This window comes from Loigolactobacillus rennini DSM 20253, assembly GCF_001436505.1.
GTDB classification, from domain to species: Bacteria; Bacillota; Bacilli; order Lactobacillales; family Lactobacillaceae; genus Loigolactobacillus; species Loigolactobacillus rennini.
On sequence record NZ_AYYI01000048.1, the window covers coordinates 1 to 20,539 of the forward strand.

20 protein-coding genes and 1 pseudogene are annotated in these 20,539 nt (G+C 41.0%); 3 read left to right on the forward strand and 18 right to left on the reverse strand.

Translation table 11 applies throughout. From position 1 onward, the window contains the following. On the forward strand, positions 1-465 hold a 465-nt coding region (locus tag FC24_RS07305), incomplete at its 5' end, for a transposase (protein ID WP_162257011.1). Between the two features lie 85 nt (positions 466-550). Here FC24_RS07305 and ileS read toward each other — a convergent pair. From ileS to FC24_RS07390, 17 genes and pseudogenes are all read right to left on the reverse strand, one after another. After that, positions 551-3,343, reverse strand: a complete 2,793-nt coding sequence (ileS, locus tag FC24_RS07310) for an isoleucine--tRNA ligase (RefSeq protein ID WP_057874237.1) — start codon at positions 3,341-3,343, stop codon at positions 551-553. 275 nt (positions 3,344-3,618) lie between these two features. Further along, positions 3,619-4,419: a DivIVA domain-containing protein gene (locus FC24_RS07315; protein ID WP_057874238.1), complete on the reverse strand. Its 801-nt coding sequence runs from the start codon at positions 4,417-4,419 to the stop codon at positions 3,619-3,621. Between the two features lie 17 nt (positions 4,420-4,436). Next, positions 4,437-5,219 (reverse strand): YlmH family RNA-binding protein, encoded by a 783-nt coding sequence (locus FC24_RS07320; RefSeq protein WP_057874239.1) that lies wholly within the window; start codon positions 5,217-5,219, stop codon positions 4,437-4,439. 14 nt (positions 5,220-5,233) lie between these two features. Further along, positions 5,234-5,521 carry a YggT family protein gene (locus FC24_RS07325; protein WP_083485661.1) on the reverse strand — a complete coding sequence of 96 codons (288 nt, stop codon included), beginning with the start codon at positions 5,519-5,521 and terminating at the stop codon, positions 5,234-5,236. A 34-nt stretch (positions 5,522-5,555) separates the two neighbouring features. After that, positions 5,556-6,005, reverse strand: coding sequence for a cell division protein SepF (locus FC24_RS07330; protein ID WP_057874240.1), 450 nt, complete (start codon positions 6,003-6,005; stop codon positions 5,556-5,558). Between the two features lie 13 nt (positions 6,006-6,018). After that, positions 6,019-6,687 carry a YggS family pyridoxal phosphate-dependent enzyme gene (locus FC24_RS07335; RefSeq protein WP_057874241.1) on the reverse strand — a complete coding sequence of 223 codons (669 nt, stop codon included), beginning with the start codon at positions 6,685-6,687 and terminating at the stop codon, positions 6,019-6,021. A 394-nt stretch (positions 6,688-7,081) separates the two neighbouring features. Continuing rightward, positions 7,082-8,036, reverse strand: a pseudogene (gene ftsZ, locus FC24_RS07340) (cell division protein FtsZ); the annotation flags it as partial. A gap of 32 nt (positions 8,037-8,068) precedes the next feature. Next, on the reverse strand, positions 8,069-9,379 hold the full coding sequence (ftsA, locus tag FC24_RS07345; RefSeq protein WP_057874243.1) for a cell division protein FtsA: 1,311 nt from the start codon (positions 9,377-9,379) through the stop codon (positions 8,069-8,071). Positions 9,380-9,517: 138 nt separating this feature from the next. Next, on the reverse strand, positions 9,518-10,369 hold the full coding sequence (locus FC24_RS07350) for a cell division protein FtsQ/DivIB (RefSeq protein WP_057874244.1): 852 nt from the start codon (positions 10,367-10,369) through the stop codon (positions 9,518-9,520). A 54-nt stretch (positions 10,370-10,423) separates the two neighbouring features. Further along, positions 10,424-11,521: an undecaprenyldiphospho-muramoylpentapeptide beta-N-acetylglucosaminyltransferase gene (murG, locus tag FC24_RS07355; protein WP_057874245.1), complete on the reverse strand. Its 1,098-nt coding sequence runs from the start codon at positions 11,519-11,521 to the stop codon at positions 10,424-10,426. 3 nt (positions 11,522-11,524) lie between these two features. Then, positions 11,525-12,904 carry a UDP-N-acetylmuramoyl-L-alanine--D-glutamate ligase gene (gene murD, locus FC24_RS07360; RefSeq protein ID WP_057874246.1) on the reverse strand — a complete coding sequence of 460 codons (1,380 nt, stop codon included), beginning with the start codon at positions 12,902-12,904 and terminating at the stop codon, positions 11,525-11,527. A 73-nt stretch (positions 12,905-12,977) separates the two neighbouring features. Further along, complete coding sequence (gene mraY / locus FC24_RS07365) at positions 12,978-13,943, reverse strand: phospho-N-acetylmuramoyl-pentapeptide-transferase (protein WP_057874247.1); 966 nt, start codon at positions 13,941-13,943, stop codon at positions 12,978-12,980. Positions 13,944-13,969: 26 nt separating this feature from the next. Next, positions 13,970-16,150, reverse strand: a complete 2,181-nt coding sequence (locus FC24_RS07370; protein ID WP_057874248.1) for a penicillin-binding protein — start codon at positions 16,148-16,150, stop codon at positions 13,970-13,972. Further along, entirely contained in the window at positions 16,147-16,578 is a 432-nt protein-coding gene (locus tag FC24_RS07375; protein ID WP_057874249.1) for a hypothetical protein, read from the reverse strand. The genes FC24_RS07370 and FC24_RS07375 overlap by 4 nt, the downstream gene beginning before the upstream one ends. Positions 16,579-16,592: 14 nt before the next feature. Beyond that, positions 16,593-17,546 carry a 16S rRNA (cytosine(1402)-N(4))-methyltransferase RsmH gene (gene rsmH / locus FC24_RS07380; RefSeq protein ID WP_191980379.1) on the reverse strand — a complete coding sequence of 318 codons (954 nt, stop codon included), beginning with the start codon at positions 17,544-17,546 and terminating at the stop codon, positions 16,593-16,595. 19 nt (positions 17,547-17,565) lie between these two features. After that, entirely contained in the window at positions 17,566-17,997 is a 432-nt protein-coding gene (gene mraZ / locus FC24_RS07385) for a division/cell wall cluster transcriptional repressor MraZ (protein WP_057874251.1), read from the reverse strand. Positions 17,998-18,232: 235 nt separating this feature from the next. Continuing rightward, on the reverse strand, positions 18,233-18,538 hold the full coding sequence (locus FC24_RS07390) for a DUF3397 family protein (RefSeq protein ID WP_235807341.1): 306 nt from the start codon (positions 18,536-18,538) through the stop codon (positions 18,233-18,235). A gap of 106 nt (positions 18,539-18,644) precedes the next feature. Between FC24_RS07390 and FC24_RS07395 the strand changes: the two genes are divergently transcribed. Both FC24_RS07395 and FC24_RS07400 read left to right on the forward strand, forming a co-directional pair. Continuing rightward, a complete protein-coding gene (locus FC24_RS07395) occupies positions 18,645-19,598 on the forward strand; it encodes a magnesium transporter CorA family protein (protein ID WP_235807342.1) in 954 nt (317 codons plus the stop codon). A gap of 71 nt (positions 19,599-19,669) precedes the next feature. Further along, positions 19,670-19,789: a DUF4044 domain-containing protein gene (locus FC24_RS07400; RefSeq protein WP_057874254.1), complete on the forward strand. Its 120-nt coding sequence runs from the start codon at positions 19,670-19,672 to the stop codon at positions 19,787-19,789. 93 nt (positions 19,790-19,882) lie between these two features. Here the strand turns inward: FC24_RS07400 and thiT are convergent, their stop codons facing one another. Further along, positions 19,883-20,455 (reverse strand): energy-coupled thiamine transporter ThiT, encoded by a 573-nt coding sequence (thiT, locus tag FC24_RS07405; RefSeq protein ID WP_057874255.1) that lies wholly within the window; start codon positions 20,453-20,455, stop codon positions 19,883-19,885. Between the last annotated feature and the right edge of the window lie 84 nt (positions 20,456-20,539).

Consider the following 20,539-nt stretch of genomic DNA (forward strand, 5'->3'; position numbering starts at 1 on the left):
TTTAAAGCCTTGAAACGTTATTGGAAATTGTTGTTAATCCCCCATGAACAATTAGATTTTGAACACTTTCACAAATGGACTTATTTTCCTTACTGGATAACCGCCAAAGATATTGTCACGCGCTTGTTAAAGCTAGATCCAGTCCTTAAACAGACTTACACGGTGTTAAATCACGTGCAAACTGCCCTAAAAGACAAAGATTGGCCCAATTATAATGCCGCCTTTTGGCACACCGCAGGTTGTTCTGAAGAAATGCTTAGGACACTTCAAATATTACAGACGCACCACGATGCCATTCGTAACACCTTGATGACGTCGTATTCAAATGGCCCTTTGGAGGGCACAAATAATAAAATCAAAGCGATTAAAAGAGCTAGCTTCGGCTTCCGCAGCTTCTTCAAATTTAGAATCAGAGTCCTCTACGTTTTCCGAATCCAAACAAAAAAAGTCCTAATCACAAAATGATTAGAACTTTCAAAATTTAATCCGCCAACAGCAATTGCAGAAAAATCCTTGAATTACAGTGGCCTCTTTAAATTATTTTACAAAACTACTCGTCAAAACCATTCTGAACAGCTTCAGGATAATTTGCTGCGACAATTTTAGCACAACGGCCGCATAAAGTTGGTAATTGCGGATCAACACCAATATCTGTTCGGGTCATCCGGCAACGTGGGCAAACTTCGCCTGGAGCATGTTCAACTTTAACCGCAACATCACCAAAATCAGTTGCATCTTCTGGCACTGCTGTTTTATCTGGCTTAATTTCTAAAGCAGAAACAATCAACAACTGCATCACATTAGCATCTAAATGAGTTAACAAATCACTTACAGCAGCACTAGGATATAAAATCACTTTAGCTTCCAGTGACTTACCAATTACTTTCGCATGCCGTGCTTCTTCCAAAGCTTTTAGAACATTCGAACGCAATGTCATAAATTTCTGCCAGCGAGCTAACAAGTCGTTTTCTTGTTTGAAGTGTTCAACTAACGGCATTTCTGCTAATTGGACATACTCTTCAGGCTCCTGCAGATAATGCCAAACCTCTTCTGCAGTATGTGGCAAAATTGGCGTTAACAACTTAGTTAATGCAACCAAACTGTGGTACATCACAGTTTGCATCGCCCGCCGCTTAGGATCGTCTGCTGCTTCAATGTAAACTAAGTCTTTAGCAAAATCAAGGTAAAAAGCAGATAAATCATCAGTGATAAAACTACTAATAGTTTTATAAACTGTGGCAAAATCATACTTCTCGTAAGCCGTCAATGCTTGCGCTTTAACTTGATTCAGCCGCACCATCATGTATTGGTCGACAGTTTGTAGTTCATTAAAATCTAAGGCAGCGGTATCTGCATCAAAATCCGCCGTGTTAGCTAGTAAAAAGCGTAATGTATTTCGGATTTTACGATAACTATCAGAAACTTGTTTAAAGCCACCCATTGAAACGCGCATATCAGCTGAAGTATCAACAGTTGCAACCCACAAACGTAAAATTTCCGCACCCATTTGCTTAATGACTTTCTCAGGTGCAATGGTATTTCCCATAGATTTACTCATTTTATGGCCATGCTTATCCATGGTAAAGCCTTGTGACATCACTTGCTTGTACGGTGCATGCCCAGAAACAGCCACACTAGTGATTAAACTGGAATTAAACCAACCACGATATTGATCTGATCCTTCTAGATAAAGATCAGCCGGATAAGTTAAATTATCTCGCTCTGCTAAAACACCTTGATGAGAAGAACCAGAATCAAACCAAACGTCCATAATGTCTGTTTCTTTAGTAAACTTACCATTCGGTGAATGTTCACTAGTGAATCCATCTGGCAATAAATCTTTGGCTTCATGCTGGAACCAAACATTAGAACCATATTTGGCAAATAAATTAGCAACGTGGTCAATGGTTTCTGGTGTAATAATGGCCTGACCATCTTCACCATAAAAGATCGGTAGCGGGACACCCCAAACACGTTGGCGTGAAATGACCCAATCACCACGGTCACGAATCATATTATATAACCGAGTTTTACCCCAGCTAGGTGAAAACGACACTTGATCAATGGCAGCTAAAATTTGATCACGGAAAGCATCAACTGACGCAAACCACTGCGGCGTCGAACGGAAAATCACTGGCTTTTTTGTCCGCCAATCCATTGGGTAGCTATGAACAAATGGTTCCTGCTTAAGCATTAAGCCAGCAGCAATCACCTTTTTCAAAGCTAATTTATTGGCATCAGTGTAAAATAGACCCTCAAAACCTGGTGCTTCTGCAGTTAACTTACCCTGTGCATCAACTGGTGATAAAATCGGCAACCCATATTTTTTGCCAACTTTAAAATCATCGTCCCCCAAACCTGGCGCGGTGTGGACCAAACCAGTCCCAGAATCTAATGTGACGTAATCGCCTAACATCACCAGTAAGTCACGGTCATAAAACGGATGTTGCGCAGTCATTTTTTCCAAATCGCGGCCTTTGAGCACTTTAAGGGTCTTAACATCTTGCCATTCTGCTTTTTCGGCTAATGTGCTAACTAATTCAGCCGCAACCACAAATTTACGCGTTTCCCCAGCTGGTTGGACCACAGCATAATCATAATCCGCAGCAACTACAATGCCTTCACTGGCCGGAATCGTCCAAGGTGTCGTGGTCCAAACCACAAAATAAGTGTCTTGATCCAACAAACCTTTGCCATCTTTAACACGTTCGCCATAATAAGCGGAAGGTGATTTAACATCTTTATATTCCAATTCTGCTTCAGCTAATGCAGACTCAGAAGAAGGTGACCAATGAATCGGTTTATTTCCCCGATAAATGTAGCCCTTTTGTGCCATTTGACCGAATACCCGCACTTCTTGTGCTTCAAATTCTGGTGTTAAAGTAAGATAAGGATGGTCCCAATCTGCCGCAACGCCTAAACGCTTAAAATCTTTTTTTTGTTTTTCAACTTGATCTAGCGCATATTGCCGACACAGATCGCGAAATTCAGCTACTGACATTTTCTTACGGTTGTAGCCTTGCTTACTGAGCTGTTGTTCAATCGGCAAACCATGCGTATCCCAGCCGGGAACAAACGGTGCCCGAAAGCCTGACATCGATTTAAACCGCACAATGATGTCTTTACTAATTTTATTTAATGCATGTCCAATGTGAATGTTGCCATTGGCGTATGGAGGGCCATCATGTAAAACAAAACTTGGTTTTCCTTGATTTAATGCCTGCCGTTTTTGATAAACGTGGTCTGTTTCCCAATCTTGTTGCCATTGTGCTTCACGCACAGGCAATTTGCCGCGCATCGGAAATTTTGTTTTTCCTAAATTTAATGTATCCTTGATCCGCATTAATTGCTCCTCCTTAAATTTTGTTCCCTAATAAATGAGGTAATAAAAAAACTCCACCCCAAATTGGGACGAAGTCGTCGTGGTACCACCCAGCTTTAGAATAGCAGTTGCTATTCCCTTAATTATCCATTAACGGTAATAAACCGGCGATACCTACTTTTAGGTTCAGTATTGCATTTAGAAAAGCAGATAGACAACTTATCAGAGCACCGTCAAACTTTCCACCAATCTTTGACTCGCTGTTGTGATAATAAGTAATCCTTATTCTTTTCTATCTATTGGTCACTATTCGGCTGTGAATCAGGCTCAATTGCTGGCTGATCACCAATTCCTGCACTTGAAGCGGCACTATCATCAGCCGCCTCGCTGGTACTATCTGGGAAAATAATCATGGTTTCACCAGAATCATCATTTTGCGTATCAGCCTCAGTATTTTCTGAATCAGCAGCGACTGTTGGCTCTGTTGCTTGTGTTTGTGGCGCCGCAACCGATGATTGATTTGATTCTACGCCAGCTGCTTCTGAGCTGTCAAGGTGCTGATTAATAATTTTTTGAATGGCTTCATCCTGTTCACCATCGTCATGGGCCAGTAATTCATCCCAATCTTTACTACGGACAATTTCCAGTTGGGATTCCAACATAACCTGTAAGCGTTGCCGGAATACCCGTGTTTGCTTCTTCAAATCTTCAGTTTCAATGGTAATTTGTTTTGCCTTTTGTGATGCATCAGCTAAAATGCGATTTGACTTTTCAGTGGCTTCATTTAACAGGTTTTGTGTATTTTTTTGGGCTTCCTGGTTAATGATGTCGGCTTCTTTTTGTGCATTTGTCTTAACTTTATCAGCTGCTTCCTGCGCAACAATGATAGATTGATTCAACGCATCTTTTAACTGGTTAAAGTAAGTCACTTTTTCTTCACTAGCTTTTAAAGCTGTCTGTAAATCATCTTTTTCTTTTAAGACAGCTTCATAATCTTTGATGATCTGATCAAGAAAATCATTGACTTGGTCTTGATCATAGCCACGCATTTTAACGTTAAATTCTTTATTATGAATATCCAATGGGGTTAGTGCCATATAAATCCCTCCAAAAACTATTTTCTTAATACACCAAGTAATAAGCGGTACTTATCTTTTTTTGTTTTGCCCTCAATTTCACGTAATTGAATTCGGCCAAAACCACGAACTGAAATAATATCACGTAGACCCAATTCAAAATCAGGGCGCTCAAAAACTTGCCAATTCAATTTTATCTTACCATTTTCCACTAACCCTTTCGAACGTTTGCGGGAAATATTATAAACTGAAGAAACTAAGTTATCGATTCTTAATGAGTTCGTCGCTGTATGTTCCAGTGTCCAAGCATCTTTAGGCATTAAAAGTTCAGTATAATCTTTTTTCTCTAAGCGTACGCGGATCCGACCAATTTTAGTAATTTGGCTCTGCACGTAAGACGCCATGTTGGCAACAACGAAGAATTGCCAACGTTGGCCATCCGTCATAATGTCACCGAAAACATCACGTCTAATCCCAGCATTTAATAACGTCCCTAAAATTTTGCCGTGAGATAGCGTTGAAAATTTAACTGGATAATGGATTTCAAACAAGCTGATCGCAAAATCATCTTGTTCTGGCGTAAAGTAAGCAGGATAAAGCAGTGCCCGCTTACGCTCAGCTGCAACATAACCACCTTCAAAGGCATAATGAGTATCACCTTTTTCACCCACAATTGCTTCAACAATGTATTGCTGTCGTGGATCTAAAAAATCAGTCAGATATGGGCGATACTGATCACTGACGTCTTGTAGCCAATCCGCAATTTGATTGATAAATGGCGCTTCAGCCTTACGAAAATGTTGATAGATATTCTCGTCCATAACTGCTCTCCTTTTTAGATCAACCACGAAAACAGCATTTGTGCGACAAACATCAGCCCGTATTGAGCCATTCCCAATACTAACAGCGCAACTAATGGGGCAAAACTCAAACCTGCTATCGGTGGTATAATGCGACTAAAAATGTTTAAATAAGGTTCACAAATTCGTGCCATCAACTGGCCCAATTTAGTTTGATAAGCATTGGGAAACCAAGACATTAAAACATAAATCACAATGATAAACATATAAATGTCAATTAACCGTGTTAAAAGGTAAAAAATGCCATTGACAAGAGTTAACAAAACTTCTAACCTCCCTACATTGAGCCAAGCGACCTTAACCTAAGCCATCCTGGCGCAGAATATCGGAAAGGTTACCATCAATTTCAAAATTAGCTGGTGTACAAAGAAAAATGTCATCACCAATACGTTCAATATCGCCATTAATTGCAAAAACCGTCCCAGTTAAAAAGTCGACAATCCGTTTTGCCTGTGTTTGGTCAATCCGATTAAAACTAATTACTACCGCTCGGCTGTTTAATAAATGGGAGGCCGCTTCTTTAACATCTGAATAAATTCGCGGTTCAAAAATGACAATTTTACTTGCCTTAGCCGGTGCCGCATTCATTGAAACCACTTTTTGCCGATTATTGACCGATGATTTACCAGTGGTGCGTTCGTTTGGCTGCTGTGACCCATTAACTTTTTCTTGCGTGTTTGCCTGATCATCAAACTCATCATCTGTCATACCAAAAAATTTGCTTAAATTTAATTTATTAAATGCCATATTCTGACCTCCTTTACCGGAACAAAGCCGTCCCAATCCGGACAAAAGTCGCGCCTTCCAAAACAGCAATCCGGTAATCGCGGGACATTCCCATACTTAATTCATGACAGGGTGCATAAGGCAAATGCAGCGCTGCAATCTGATCACGTTTTTGCCGCAACTGTTTAAACAATTGATGTAGTGTGGGGTCATCCGCATCAATTGGCGCCATCGTCATTAAACCAACAACTTTAATCTTAGAAAATGTCGCTAATTTTTTAATAAACGGCGCGACATCAGCTAAAGCCACCCCATCTTTAGAAGCTTCACCAGAAACATTGACTTCTACAAAGCACTTAACAGGTTGTACTGCCCGTTTTTCAATCTCCTTAGCTAAATCAAGCCGGTCTAATGAGTGCAAATAAGCAATGTTATTAATCACTTTTTTAACTTTTCGCCGTTGTAAATGTCCAATAAAATGCCAGTCAATCTTCGGATCGGGCAAGGCTGTTTGTTTCTCAAGTAAACCTGGCATCCGGTTTTCTGCTAATTGTGTGACGCCAGCTGCAAAGACAGCCTGCGCTTCTGCCACAGTATGATATTTAGTAACAGCGACTAAAGTGACCTTGTCTTGGCGACCTGCATCTGCACAAGCGGACATAATTGTTTGCTTAACTTGTTGAATATTTGCCGCAATTGTCATTGCACTGCCTCCTCTTTTACGCTTAAGTGACACTTTACCGACAGCTACTTTTACATCAATGCCAGTTTGATTGACTATTTACGCCGCCGCCGGAAAAATGGTGGCTTTTCTAAACCACCGTCGTCGTCATCATCATCGGTATCTGTCCGCCGAAAAATATCAAAACTTGGTTTTTTAGTGTTGGCAAAATTATTGTCATTTTGATTAGTCCGCCGTTGTGTGGGCTCTTGCCGAATGTCCCAATTACCAAACGGATCTTCTTTATGTGGCTTAGCTTCTGTTGATTTAGTAGCATCCGTTGCAGATTGATCTAGGTTAGCTGTCGTTTGATTCGTTTTCAACGGCCGTACATTATTAACACGTTTACGTCCATTTTGAGAAACATCATCTTTACCTGTATCAATGCCAGTGGCAATTACCGTAACGACGACTTCATCGCCCAAGTTTTCATTGATTGATGTCCCAAAAATAATGTTAACATCGCTAGTAGCTGCTTGAGAAACAATATCTGAGGCATCTTGGGCTTCAAACAACGATAAATCTGGCCCACCAGTAATATTCAGTAATACTTGACCAGCACCGTCGATAGACACTTCTAATAGCGGTGACGATATTGCCTTTTTAGTTGCTTCTGCTGTCCGGTTTTCACCAGTTGCGGACCCAATCCCCATTAATGCAGAACCTTGATTTTGCATGACTGTTTTAACATCGGCAAAATCCAAGTTAACATAACCCGGAGATGTAATCAGATCCGAAATACCTTGAACGCCTTGCCGTAAAACATTATCTGCTTCATGGAAAGCTTCCAACATCGGCGTCTTCTTATCAACAATTTCAAGCAACCGGTTGTTTGAAATAATCACTAATGTATCAACGTGCTGCTTCATTTCAGCAACACCTTCAGCGGCATTTTTTGCACGTTTAGGACCTTCAAAGCTAAATGGTCGCGTAACGACGCCAACGGTTAATGCGCCTTGGTCCTTAGCGGCTTTAGCAATGATCGGTGCTGCACCAGTACCAGTGCCGCCACCCATTCCTGCCGTAACAAAAATCATATCGGCACCTTTTAATGACTCGGCAATCGATTCTTCACTTTCTTCCGCAGCCTTTTGGCCGATTTCAGGATTAGAACCAGCACCTAAGCCACGGGTTAATTTAGGGCCTAATTGAATTTTAGTTTCTGCATCTGAACTGTCTAGGGCTTGCACATCGGTATTGACAGCAATAAATTCGACCCCTTTGACGTCTTCAGAAATCATGCGGTTAACGGCGTTTCCGCCAGCGCCACCGACACCGATGACTTTGATTGCTGCTCCGGTGTTTTGTGTTGAGTCTAAAGAAAATTCCATAACTTGTTTCCTCCTAATCGTCTGATAGTGCTTTATTCAAAGAAATTACTGAAAAATTTTTTTATGCTGGCGAAATGATCTTTTTTCGGAGCTGCTGTTTCAGCTTGCTGTTGAGCTGCTTGCTGATTAGCGGCTTGATACTGCCCACTATCAGATTGAACTGCTTTTTGATGACGGTAATTTCCCTTTAATGTACTTTGAACAATTAAATCAATTTCGCTTAAATGTGCTCGGTAGTTGATCAAACTCAATGCCTGAGCAAAGGATGGGTGACGCAAGCCCATTTCATCAGGAATGTAAAGCTTGACATTGTGATCAAAAATATCACTGGCAAGTTCAACAATTCCTGGCAAGGCCGTTACGCCACCTGTCATCACAATCCCACCTGGCAAATCTAAAGCACCGACTTTACGTAGGGATTGATTCATTTTCTCAAAAATTTGGGTCAAACGCGCTTCAATGATTTCAGCTAAGTACTTTTCACTGACTGTCACTGGTGTATCTTGACCGACCACCTCAACTGGAAATTCTTCATCTGCCGAAGCCTGCGTGGAATCTGCGTAACCATAATCACGTTTGACTTTTTCAGCACTGTCAAAAGATGTATTCAATACCACGGAAATATCCTTGGTGATGTAGTCGCCGCCTTCTTGATCGACATAAGTATACTTTAATTTATGATCATGGATCACTGCAGCAGTGCTTTGACCGCCACCGAGATCAATTAAGACAGTACCGAAATCTTGTTCACCATCGGCTAAAGCCAGCTGACCCAAACTTAACGGGTTAACCACTAGTTGATTAACCTCTAGGCCAGCCCGCTCAATGCATTTTTGCAAATTGTGAATCACTGTTTTAGGTGCGGTCATAATCATACCATGCATTTCTAAACGCACACCAATCATCCCGCGCGGATCTTTAATCCCATCAAAACCATCGACAATAAATTCATCTGGGATCACCGTTAAAATTTCTCTTTCCGGTGGCAAATTACGTACCAATGCTGCCGCTGCAACATTACGTACATCCCGATCATCGATTTCCTTTGACTCATCTGCAACGGCAATCATTCCTTGACACGGCTCAATTTCTAGTAAATTAGCAGGAATACCAGCGGTAACTTCATGAATTTCAACATTTGCTCGCTGCTGTGCTTGGCGGACAGCTTTTTGAATTGTGGCGACTGCTTTATCAATGTCAACCACCACGCCGCGGCTTAATCCAGCTGACCGTGCGCTGCCCACTCCAATAACATTCACTTGTCCTTTAACGTATTCTGCGACAATAACTTTTATTGAGGTGGTTCCAATATCAAGCCCAACGTATATGCCTGTGTTTCCCATAAGCGGTGGAACCTCCTTGAAACAATTTCAAATTTTTATTTATACTATATGATTAGATTTTAACACACTCAAAGTTGGTTTTAAAAGCTTTATCATCAAGGTTAACACGTTTTCATGTATCTTGAGAAAATTTTAAGATTAAAATGGGTAAGAGTAAGCACCAACTTCTAAATTAACCGTCCCTTTTTTTTGCATTTCTTTTGCAATGTCTGGATAGTACCGCATCTTCTTCGCAAACGTCTTAATGGTAGCATAGACTTGATTGCCGTCATTCATGTACAAATGAACTCGCTGGGGATTCAATTTAGTTGGACTGAATTGAATTTCAGAAATACTATTGCGGACTGTAGTGGGCAATTGCCGGTATTGCTTAATCATTTGCTGTAACTTTTTACCAGCTTTAAAATTACGGTAAACTGAATGATTATTAACGGGTTGTGCTGTACTATCACTGGCGATGGCACCATTTTCTAAAATCGGATAATACCGTTCGTGGCGCATTAACAACCCCATCGTTTTATAAGTTTTAAGCTTTAACTCAACATTACGTAAGCCATGCACCTTAAACGTGACTTCCTTAATTTTAGGTTCACGCCGGTGCATGCGCTTTTCAATTTTATCTTGGTGCAGCAAAACCCCTAACACTAAATCGCTGGATTTAATCCCACTGGCATCAATCACTTTCTGTTCAGCTAATGTGCTGTGCTTATCTGCTGAAACGCTGATTAAACCAACATGACTGAGTGGTGAAACAAAATAAAGCGCCGTCAGTAAAACGACACCAAAAAGTGTAAGCAAAAAAGCAAGCCGACCCATTAAATTTTTACGGCGTAACTTTTTGAGACGGGGAAGTTTTTTTTCGATGGTAGGTTTAGATTTTTTTTGTGCACGCTGCTGCTGTTTTTGGTAAGCTTCCCAAGGTGTTAGCGCAGCTACTGGATCTTGGGCAACTTTTTCTTTTTGCTTTTGCTTGAACTTTTTCTTCACCATTCACAGGCCTCCTTACCGCTGCAGTACACAAATATCACGCCAACGCCAAAAACATTAGGTTTGGTTACTCAATGTTTGCATCACTTTAATCAGTCGGTCCGCAGCATCAGGAACGCCCAATTGTGCTGCATGCTGCCCCATCGCTTGCCGCTTACTTTTATCGGTCATCAAACTATCCGCCACTTGCATTAAACGTGTTGCGGTTAGCTGCTTTTCAGCAATCATTTCTGCTGCATGATGGTTGACCAAACTCATTGCATTTTTAGTTTGATGATCATTAGTTACATATGGGCTAGGTACTAAAATTGATGGAATCCCTAACGCTGTAATTTCAGCCAACGACGTAGCCCCTGCACGTCCCAAAATAACCGCAATATCAGGTAAAATTGTCGGCATGTCTTCAATATAGGGAACAACCGCAACGTTAGCAGCTAACTGGTGCTTATTTAAAGCTGCCTTAATCTTAGCATAATGAACCTGCCCGGAGACAAACAAGGTTTGATACGGTCGTTGCTCTAACTCTGGTAATGCTTTTAAAAAGGCTTGGTTAATTGGCGCTGCTCCCCGACTGCCACCAAAGATCAATAACGTCGGTTGCGCAACTTGAAGCTGAAAGTCTTGCAAACGCTGATTAGGCTGAATTCCCGCCACTTCTTGGGCGCGAGGATTTCCCGTTAAAACCACTTTTTGCTGCGGAAATTGTGCCGCAACATCTTCAAAAGCGATGGAAACCCGATCCACAAAATGCCCTAGAAAACGATTGGTGATGCCAGCAACACTATTTTGTTCATTGATGATCGTTGGAATGTGCAAACGGGCAGCCGCAAACAACACAGCACTGGACACATAACCGCCGGTACCAATCACCACATCGGGTTTAAAGCGACGCAAAATCTTTTTTGCCCGGTGCGTACTTTGTAAAAACAGCCAGATCGTTTTGAAATTTTCTAACGATAGTGAACGTTTAAAACCTTGTAATTTAATGGCCTCAAAGGGAATGTCCTTTTGACGGACAATCCGACTCTCTAACCCCCGTTCGGTACCGATGTACAATGCGGCATCCAAAAGTTGCCGCTGCTTTAACCGTTTTAATAATGCCAGCGCAGGGTAAATGTGGCCACCAGTACCACCACCGGAAAAAATAACTCGCATAATTTATTTCGCTCCGTTTCGTTTAATCAGGTCTGTTACACCATCAATGAAGATCTGCCCCCGCACTTCAAAGTTTGGGTATTGATCCCAACTAGCATTGGCTGGTGACAGTAAAATCACATCCCCAGATTGACTCTGCGCATAAGCTAAAGGAATCGCTTCGGCAACATTTTTTACTATTTTAATGTCTTTAATCCCCGCCGCTTCACCAGCTTGTTTCAACAATTCTGCAGTTTCACCAAACAACAATAAACTTTTGACGTGGGCCTTCAATGCTGGAACTAGACGATCAAACTTAAACCCTCGGTCCAAACCGCCAGCTAATAAGATAACGGGAGCTTTAAATCCTTTCAGTGCCATTTCAGTTGCTTCAATATCTGTTGCTTTCGAATCATTGTAAAAACGTCGGCCCTGCCACTCAGTAACAAATTGTAACCGGTGTTTAACCCCACTAAAAGTCCGCAGTACTTCACAAATTGCGGCGTTTGATTTTCCTTCTAGTTTTGCGACCGCTAAGGCAGCTAAGGCATTTTCAACATTATGCTCACCAGGTACTTTTAATTGATCAACCGGCATTAATGACTCACCACGAAAACAAAATTGACCGTCTTTAACATAAGCTCCGGCAGTCGTTAATCCTTGCCGTGAAAATGGTACGACTTGTGCTTGCGTTTGTTGACTTAATTGCCGCCATTCTGGATTGTCCCAATTAACAACAAAGTAATCTGATTTAGTTTGGTTCATCACTAAACGCATTTTAGCCTTGACATAGTTTTCACGACTGCCGTGATAATCGATGTGAGCTGTATAAATGTTGGTTAAAACAGCAATGTGTGGTCGTAAAGTTGTGATCCCTAAAAGCATAAAACTAGAAAGTTCAGTCACCATCACATCATCGGGGGTGACCTTTTGAGCTACTTGTGTTGCAGGCACTCCGATATTGCCTGCAACATACGACCGACCTTTAGTACGTTGTTGATTAAGCATTAATGAAATCATCGTGGTAGTTGTCGTTTTGCCATTTGTTCCGGTAACGCCAATCAATGGTGCTTCTGAAACCTCATAAGCAAGTTCGGGTTCCGTAATGATCGGCAATCCAATTGCAAGTGCCTTTTTGACTACTGGATTACTATAAGGAATCCCAGGATTTTTAACCATTAATTCAAAATCTTCATCTAATAATGCCACTGGTTGACTGCCGGTGATGACGCGGATGCCTTCTGCCAATAATGATTGAGCTTCTGAATTTTGAGCAAATTTTTTCTGATCATTGACTGTGACTAAAGCACCTAATCTAGCTAATAATTTAGCAGCATGAAAACCACTTTTAGCTAAACCTAGAACTAAAACTTTCTTATTCTGATACTTAGTGATTAACTTCAAAACAATGCGCCCTTTTCAATTTAATTTATCTAGTACTCTGTTTTATCATAGCGCCATTTTAACGCGCCGACCACTACAAAAATAGCATTAAGTAAATTAACGAGCAAATTAAACCAAAGCCCCAAAATGTTAGGACAACCCGCCATTCAGACCAACCTACCATTTCAAAGTGATGGTGAATGGGACTCATACGGAAAACTCGTTTACCCGTCAATTTAAATACCGCGACTTGAATCATGACACTAGCAGTTTCGATGACGAAAACTAACCCGATTAACAATAAAGATAATTCACGGTGCAGCAATAATGAAATTGCTGCTAATGCGCCCCCTAATGCTAATGAACCAACGTCCCCCATAAATATTTTGGCAGGCTTATGGTTAAACAAAAAGAAAGCGAGCAAACCGCCGATCACTGTTAAACAAAAAATTAAAATATCCATTCGGTTTTGATGATAAGCAATGATCGCATAAGTTGCAAAAGCAATGGTTGCAGTCCCTGCCACCAAGCCATCAAGCCCATCTGTTAAATTAACCGCATTTGAAAAACCAACTAGCCAAATCAAAATGAATGCTAAATATAAAAGACCTAAGTGAAGTTGGCCAATGCCTGGCAAATCAATGGCTAATGGTAACCCTTCGTGTAAATAAACTGCGATAAAAATGCCGCCGCCGACAATTTGTCCTAGTAATTTTTGCCAAGCACGTAAGCCCAAATTGCGTTTCTCAAACAACTTGATGGAATCATCCATAAATCCTAGAGCGGCATATAAAATTAAAATGAATAAAATAATCCAAACTTGCATGGTTAACTGATGTTGCCAATAACCGACCCAGATGGTTGAAATCACACTTGCAATTAAGAAGACAAGCCCACCCATAGTAGGGGTCCCAGATTTTTTTTGGTGCCATTTGGGCCCTTCTTCGCGAATCATCTGTCCTTCTTTTTTCATTCGGAAATAACCGATGAATAGTGGCATGACCATCATTGTGATGACAAAGCTGCTCACAATCGGTATCAATGCTTCTGTAGCCTGCATAACTTTCTAACTCCCTTAAATTAACGTTACTTTGGTTTGCTTAACGTCACTGTAATTGATTTGGCTGAGTTTAATAAACTTTTAGCGGGCAAGCTTTGCTTAGTTGCATAGCCAGTTCCCTTTGTGGTGATATTTTTACCTGTTAATTCAGCCAGTTTTAAAATATCACTTTTTGACCAGCCCGTCACGTCCGGCATGGTCATTCCACCATTGGTTAAAAGCAATACACGCTGGTGATCTAATACAACCTCATTTTTAACTGGCATTTGCTGAACAACAGTGTTCCCCGTTCCAATTTGAATTGGGGTCAATTGCTTTTGCTTTAAAGCAGCTGTTGCATCTGAAACAGTTTTCCCGGTTACGTTTGGCATTTGTGCTTGCGTTGTGGTCGTTGCATTGCTTTGTTCATAATCTAATGCACGCTTCATCAATGGATTAAAAATTTCCGAAAGTATGACAGAGGCTTCCTTAGTCATATTTTGTGGTTGCTTCATTGTAATGTACAAAACATATTTAGGATCATCTGCAGGCGCCATTCCCACAACAGAGAAAATATAGTTATTGCGACCAGCTAAATAACCACCGCCATTGGCGTGACTAATTTCTGCAGTCCCAGTCTTTGCCGCAATTTTATAACCCGGTATTGCATAAACACGTCCAGTACCGTACTTCTTATACACCACATCTTCCATGGCTTGCCGCACTTGTTCAGCAGTATCCTGACTGATGGGTTTACCTACTGAACGCGGTTGGTAATTAGTAGTTTTCCCCGTATTAGGATCAGTCATCTTGGCGACAATCTGCGGCTTCATTTCCTTACCGTTATTAGCAATAGCTGAAAAACCTTGCATCATCTGCATCGTATTCACATTAATGCCCTGCCCAAAAGCTGTAATGGCTTGATCTGAAGCATGTTGGTATTGAAGACTGCCACTCACTTCACCAGGGAGCATGGAATTTGTTTTCTGCATAAATTTAAATTTTTTAATGTAATGTAACCATTTAGCCTGTCCCATAAGTTGCTGAATGTGAACAAAGCCAACATTACTAGAACGCGCAAAGGCCTCACTAAACGGGATGGTCCCCCATCCGGTTTTATTCCAATCATGAATGGTTGTTCCACCAACTCTAATCTGTCCAGACGCATAAGTCGTGTTAGGTTGATACTTACCAGCATCAATGGCAGCTGCCAATGTAAAAACCTTCATCACTGAACCAGGTTCATAGGCATCTGCAACTAATGTGTCCCGCCAAAAATTACCTAAGCCAGATCCGGTTTGCGGATTAAAAGTTGGTCGTTGCGATGCTGCTAAAATTTGCCCTGTTTTTGGATTCATTAAAACTGCATTTAATTGTTTAGGTTGATACTTAGTTTGTGCGTTGGACATTAGCGTTTCCAGATAAGTTTGCAACCGTGTATCTAAAGTTAAATACAAATTATTGCCATTCTTTGCTGCCTTTTCTTTAGCCTTAGTGTTAGGCAATTGATAACCATAGGAGTCTTTTTTGATTTTTTTACTCCCGTTAACCCCACGTAATGAACTGTTGAACGTTTTCTCTAATCCCATAATGCCAGTTAAATTCTGGGCTTCTGCTGACGTTTTTTCGTCATGATTTTGCAATTGCGCCAATCCAACTTGGTGCGAAGCAAAAATACCATTAGGATAAAGCCGTGCAGGTGTCTCATTGAAATAAATTCCTTTTAAATTAGCTTTATCAATCGCTTGTTTAATGCTAAGCGACAGTCCTTTTCCAGCTGCACCAAATTCAACTTGAAAGGTGTTAGGGTTTTTCGGATTCAGCCGTTTTAAAATATTTTGCCGAGATAAGGGTAAATAATGGCTTAAAACACGTGCAGTTTTAGCTTTATCCGTCACATATAACTTTTTGCCATTAGTGCCAACATGATTTTTGTCTAAAATGGCGTAGAGCGAATAAGTGGTTGAATCTTCTGCAATTGCAGTACCACTAGCATCGTAAATTGTCCCGCGCTTAGCTCTCAAAACCGTACTATTCTGATAAAGTGCACTAGCTTTTTGGGATAAATTTTCATTATTTACTTGACCACTGATAACGATATAAGAAAAACGAAAGACAAATAAAAGAAAAACCCCCACCAAAATAAGAAGAAAGAACCCGCCAAAAGTTTGGCGGTTCCGGCGTGGATTCTTTTGATTCATCAATCGTTTGTTACGTGGAGCTTTCATTTACCGACATTCCTTATATTAGCTTCGTTAAACGATAAACCATCTTTAGCAGCCACATCATTCAAATGGTTAGACTGCAACATTTCATTAATCGTTTGCTTAGCATCGCTATTTTTAGCTTGTACTTTGGTAATCCGTTGATCAACGTCTTGAAGATGACGTTGTGCTGAAGTTACTGAAACTTGTGTTGCAACAATAACAGAAGCTAAAACAATGGTAATGACACCTGTTAACATCAACAAAACCTTTTCAAAAGCAGAAGCAGCCACCCGGCCGTTAGGAACAGCAGTTGGTTGATTAACAGGATTGAGGTTTGGTGCCGGAGACGCAGGTACCGGCGTTTTAATATGTATGTTAGGTTCAGTTTGTTCCGGCGTTGCGGGTACTGCCGAAACACGATAGTCACGTGCAGCACTTTCATCTGCCATATTTCATCACATCCTTAAATTAATTTTTGTTTCTCCGCTACACGTAACTGTGCACTACGCGAGCGGCGATTTTTAGCAATTTCTTGATTAGAGGGGCGAATTGGTTTTCGGGTGATCAACTTAAGTTCCGGTGTGCCGCCGTCGCCACGAATTGGCAAGCCTCGGGGAATTTCAGGTTTACGGGCATGCTCCCGATAAATGGACTTCACCAAATGATCTTCAAGGGATTGGAAACTGATTACACAAATCCGACCACCTAAATTTAACAATTTAATGGCGGCTTCTAGTGAAGTTTCAGCAGCGCCCAGTTCATCATTGACTGCAATCCGCAATGCTTGAAAAGTCCGTTTTGCAGGGTGTCCGCCCTTACGGCGAGCAGCAGCTGGAATGGCTGTTTTAACGATCTCTGCCAATTGCGTAGTCGTTTTAATCGGTGTCTGCCGGCGCGTACGTTCAATTGTACGTGCGACCCGTTTTGCAAAACGGTCTTCCCCGTAGCGGTACAAAATCCGGACCAAATCTGAATAAGCCCACTGATTAACAATTGTTTCCGCGTTCAAAGTAGCAGTTTGATCCATCCGCATATCTAAAGGTGCTTCCAATCGGTAACTAAAGCCCCGTGCCGCATCATCAAACTGAGGTGACGACACACCTAAATCATAAATGATCCCATCAATTTGCGTAACGCCGCGTGCTGCCAACTGTGTAGCTAAATCACGAAAATTAGCTTGAATAAAAGTGATTTTGCCTGCATTGGCAGGCGTGAGCAGCCGCTGTTTACTAGCAGTTAATGCAGCTTGATCCTGATCAAAAGCAAATAAATGCCCTGCAGCTCCCAGCCGGCTAAGTAGCAGTGCACTATGACCGCCACCACCTAACGTTGCATCGACGTAAACGCCATCGGGTTTTACTTGCAACTGGTCAATCGTTTCTTTTAATAACACAGTTTGGTGTTTAAATTCTGTCAAACTTATCATCCATTCACTGCTATAGATCAAAATCTAGCATATTTTCGGCAATTGAATCAAAATTCTCCGCAATTTCAGCGCTCGAAGCTTCCCAACGCTTTTCATCCCAAATTTCAATCCGCGATGACACACCAATTAAGACGCAGGCCTTAACTAAGTTGGCATGCTTAATCAACGGCTGGGGTAGATTAATTCGTCCTTGCTTATCTAATGTGCATTCAGTAGCAGCAGAGTAAAAAAAACGAACAAAGGCGCGCGCATCACGTTTGGTTAAGGGCAGTTGGCGAAGCTTTTTCTCAAGTGCTTGCCATTCAGATTGTGGGTAGCCAAATAGGCAACCATCCATTCCTCTTGTAACTACAAACTTATGACCTAAATCACCGCGAAATTTAGCGGGGACAATCAGTCGCCCTTTTTGATCAATCGAATGTCGAAATTCGCCCATGAACATTGATAGTACCCCCATTAAATACACATTTTTAGTCTACCACATTGCCCCACTTTCTACCATACTTTCCCCAAAAAAGGGACGAAATAACTCATTAAAGTTTTCTAAAGCCACCAATTTTTGTTATTGTCCTTGATAAAATAAAAGTTGTCTGCTTGCAATCGCGTTTAAGCGCATGTAAGCAGACAACTTTTATAAACTTACTTCAAGTCTTCACTACTGACTCATTAATTGATCATCAGATAAAATGCACGCTTATTAAAACAATATAAACGATGAGACTGGGAAAAAATAACAACCGCCACCAAAGTTTAAAAAAGCGGCGGTATAGGATCTCTCCCTGATTCCAGGCTAACCCTAAAGCCGTCAAAATACCAATACTTGCAATCACAACAATTAGCCAACCTAGTGCTTGATAATGATAGTTTGCGTTAATCAATAAATCAATCGCTGCTAATAAACTGAGTGTCATCCAATCCACTGGCGCTAATGGCAATTTTGTCCACTGGAGAATAACCCCAACACCAATGCCGATTAAAGGCATCAAAATACCCCATAAAAACATCTGTCTGATTCGATCCTTTCTTAACCCGCTATTTTTAGCCTACGGGAATTATGCTAAAATAACAAGTAACAAGCGTAAAGGTGGGATGCAGTTGATCAGTTATTTTCAAACCAACCAAGGAAAATTATGGCCTGCGACACACTACCAGCCTAACTGTTGGATTAATGTTCAACAGCCAACAACAACAGAAATCACCCAACTACAACAACACTTTAATCTTCCCCAAGATTATTTGACTGCGGTCTTAGATGATAAAGAAAACCCGCGGACAGAAGGCATTGAGCAATCCGTATTGGAAAAGCCAGCTTTAATTTTATTGCGTTTCCCACAAGAAAGCGTCAGTCCGCTAGGCTATGGTGAATATACGACCTATCCTTTTGCCATTATTTTAACGCAAAGCGCAGTGATTACCATCAGTAACCGTCCAGCATTATTTATGCGCGATTTTTTGTTAACGCCACAGTCCGTAAACACTGCTAATCACGAGCGCTTAGCCCTCAAATTGATCTGGGCCATCGATCGCAGCTTTTTAAATTGTTTAGAACAAAATAATCGCGCTATGAATCATTTAGAAAAAACGTTGGCACAAGCCACTGAAAACGATGATTTGTTTCATTTAACTGCCATGCAAAAAAGCTTAATTCGTTTTCAAGGTGCATTACATAAAAATCAGCAATTGATCACACACCTGCAAACCAGCGAATTTTATTTTGAAACCACGCCTTTTAAAGCGTTACTAACCGATATCTTAGTTGAAAGTGAACAAGCAGACACCATGACAAAACAACAAAAACAAGTGATCGATGAATACAACACAACAGTTAGTGCCATTGTTTCCAACAATCTCAATGAAGTCATGAAAGTACTGACCTTAATCACCATTGTATTGACCATTCCCACCATTGTTGCCGGTTTATACGGCATGAATGTTCACTTACCTGGTGCTAGTCATGCCCATGCTTTTAGCTTTATCATCTTTGGCATCTTGATCGGTTCATGGCTGGCAACACTCTGGCTACAACGACGGCACTTTTTTTAGACTGATTGCAATCACTAGTAAAACACGTTAAACTGGCTTTAATCAGTTTTATTAAGGTGGCATGGATTAACATGAAGAAAGAAAAAACAAGCGGCTTTGCAAAAATGACAAAAATTGTGGTTTGGGTGATGCTAATCGCAATGTTAGGCGGCGTGGTGATGACTGCCATTTCCGCACTAAATTTATTCTAACTCATTAAAAACCTCAACAAAATAAACTGCGCTTTAAACAGCCTTTTATCCACTGTTTAAAGCGCAGTTTTTATATCAAAACGAATTATCTACCTAGCCGTTTTTAGGCCGAAATAAATGTGGCGCCGTCACCAACAATACCGATATCACGATTCCAGCCAAAATTAAATTTAATATCGCACTACCACCATTGATCGCCAAAGAATAAATAACCGGACTCATCCCTTTAGGCGCATAAGATCCCCAATAAATCACACCAGCAATAAAATGAAAGCCATACTTAACTAATACGCCTAAAAATGTCGCACCTAAAGCTAAACCAAAAAGCCATCCCCGTTGCTGCAATTTTAAGGCACGTTGTAACGGTGCTGCGCCAATCCCGATAATTCCGACTGCAGCAAACGCAATCGGATACTCAATAAATCCCTGAAGCGGATTTAAAAAACCACCGCTGCCAAAACCACGTAAAAACAGATCCAATAATCCCCAAACTAAACCAGAACCTAAACCAGCCCGCCAGCCCCGACGCAAACTATAAACTGCAAGCGGGATAATGCCATATGAAATATCCACAAAACCAATTGAATGGGGAATGTATTCTAATGCCATTGCTAGCGCTGCGATTAACGTTCCTTCAATCCAAACCAATAAACGCTGATTATTCATTAAAAAAGACCTCCCGTAGATAATTAACGGCTCTTCGTCAACTGTTGTTGGTGAATTAATTATAAAAGTTCTAATCACTTTGTG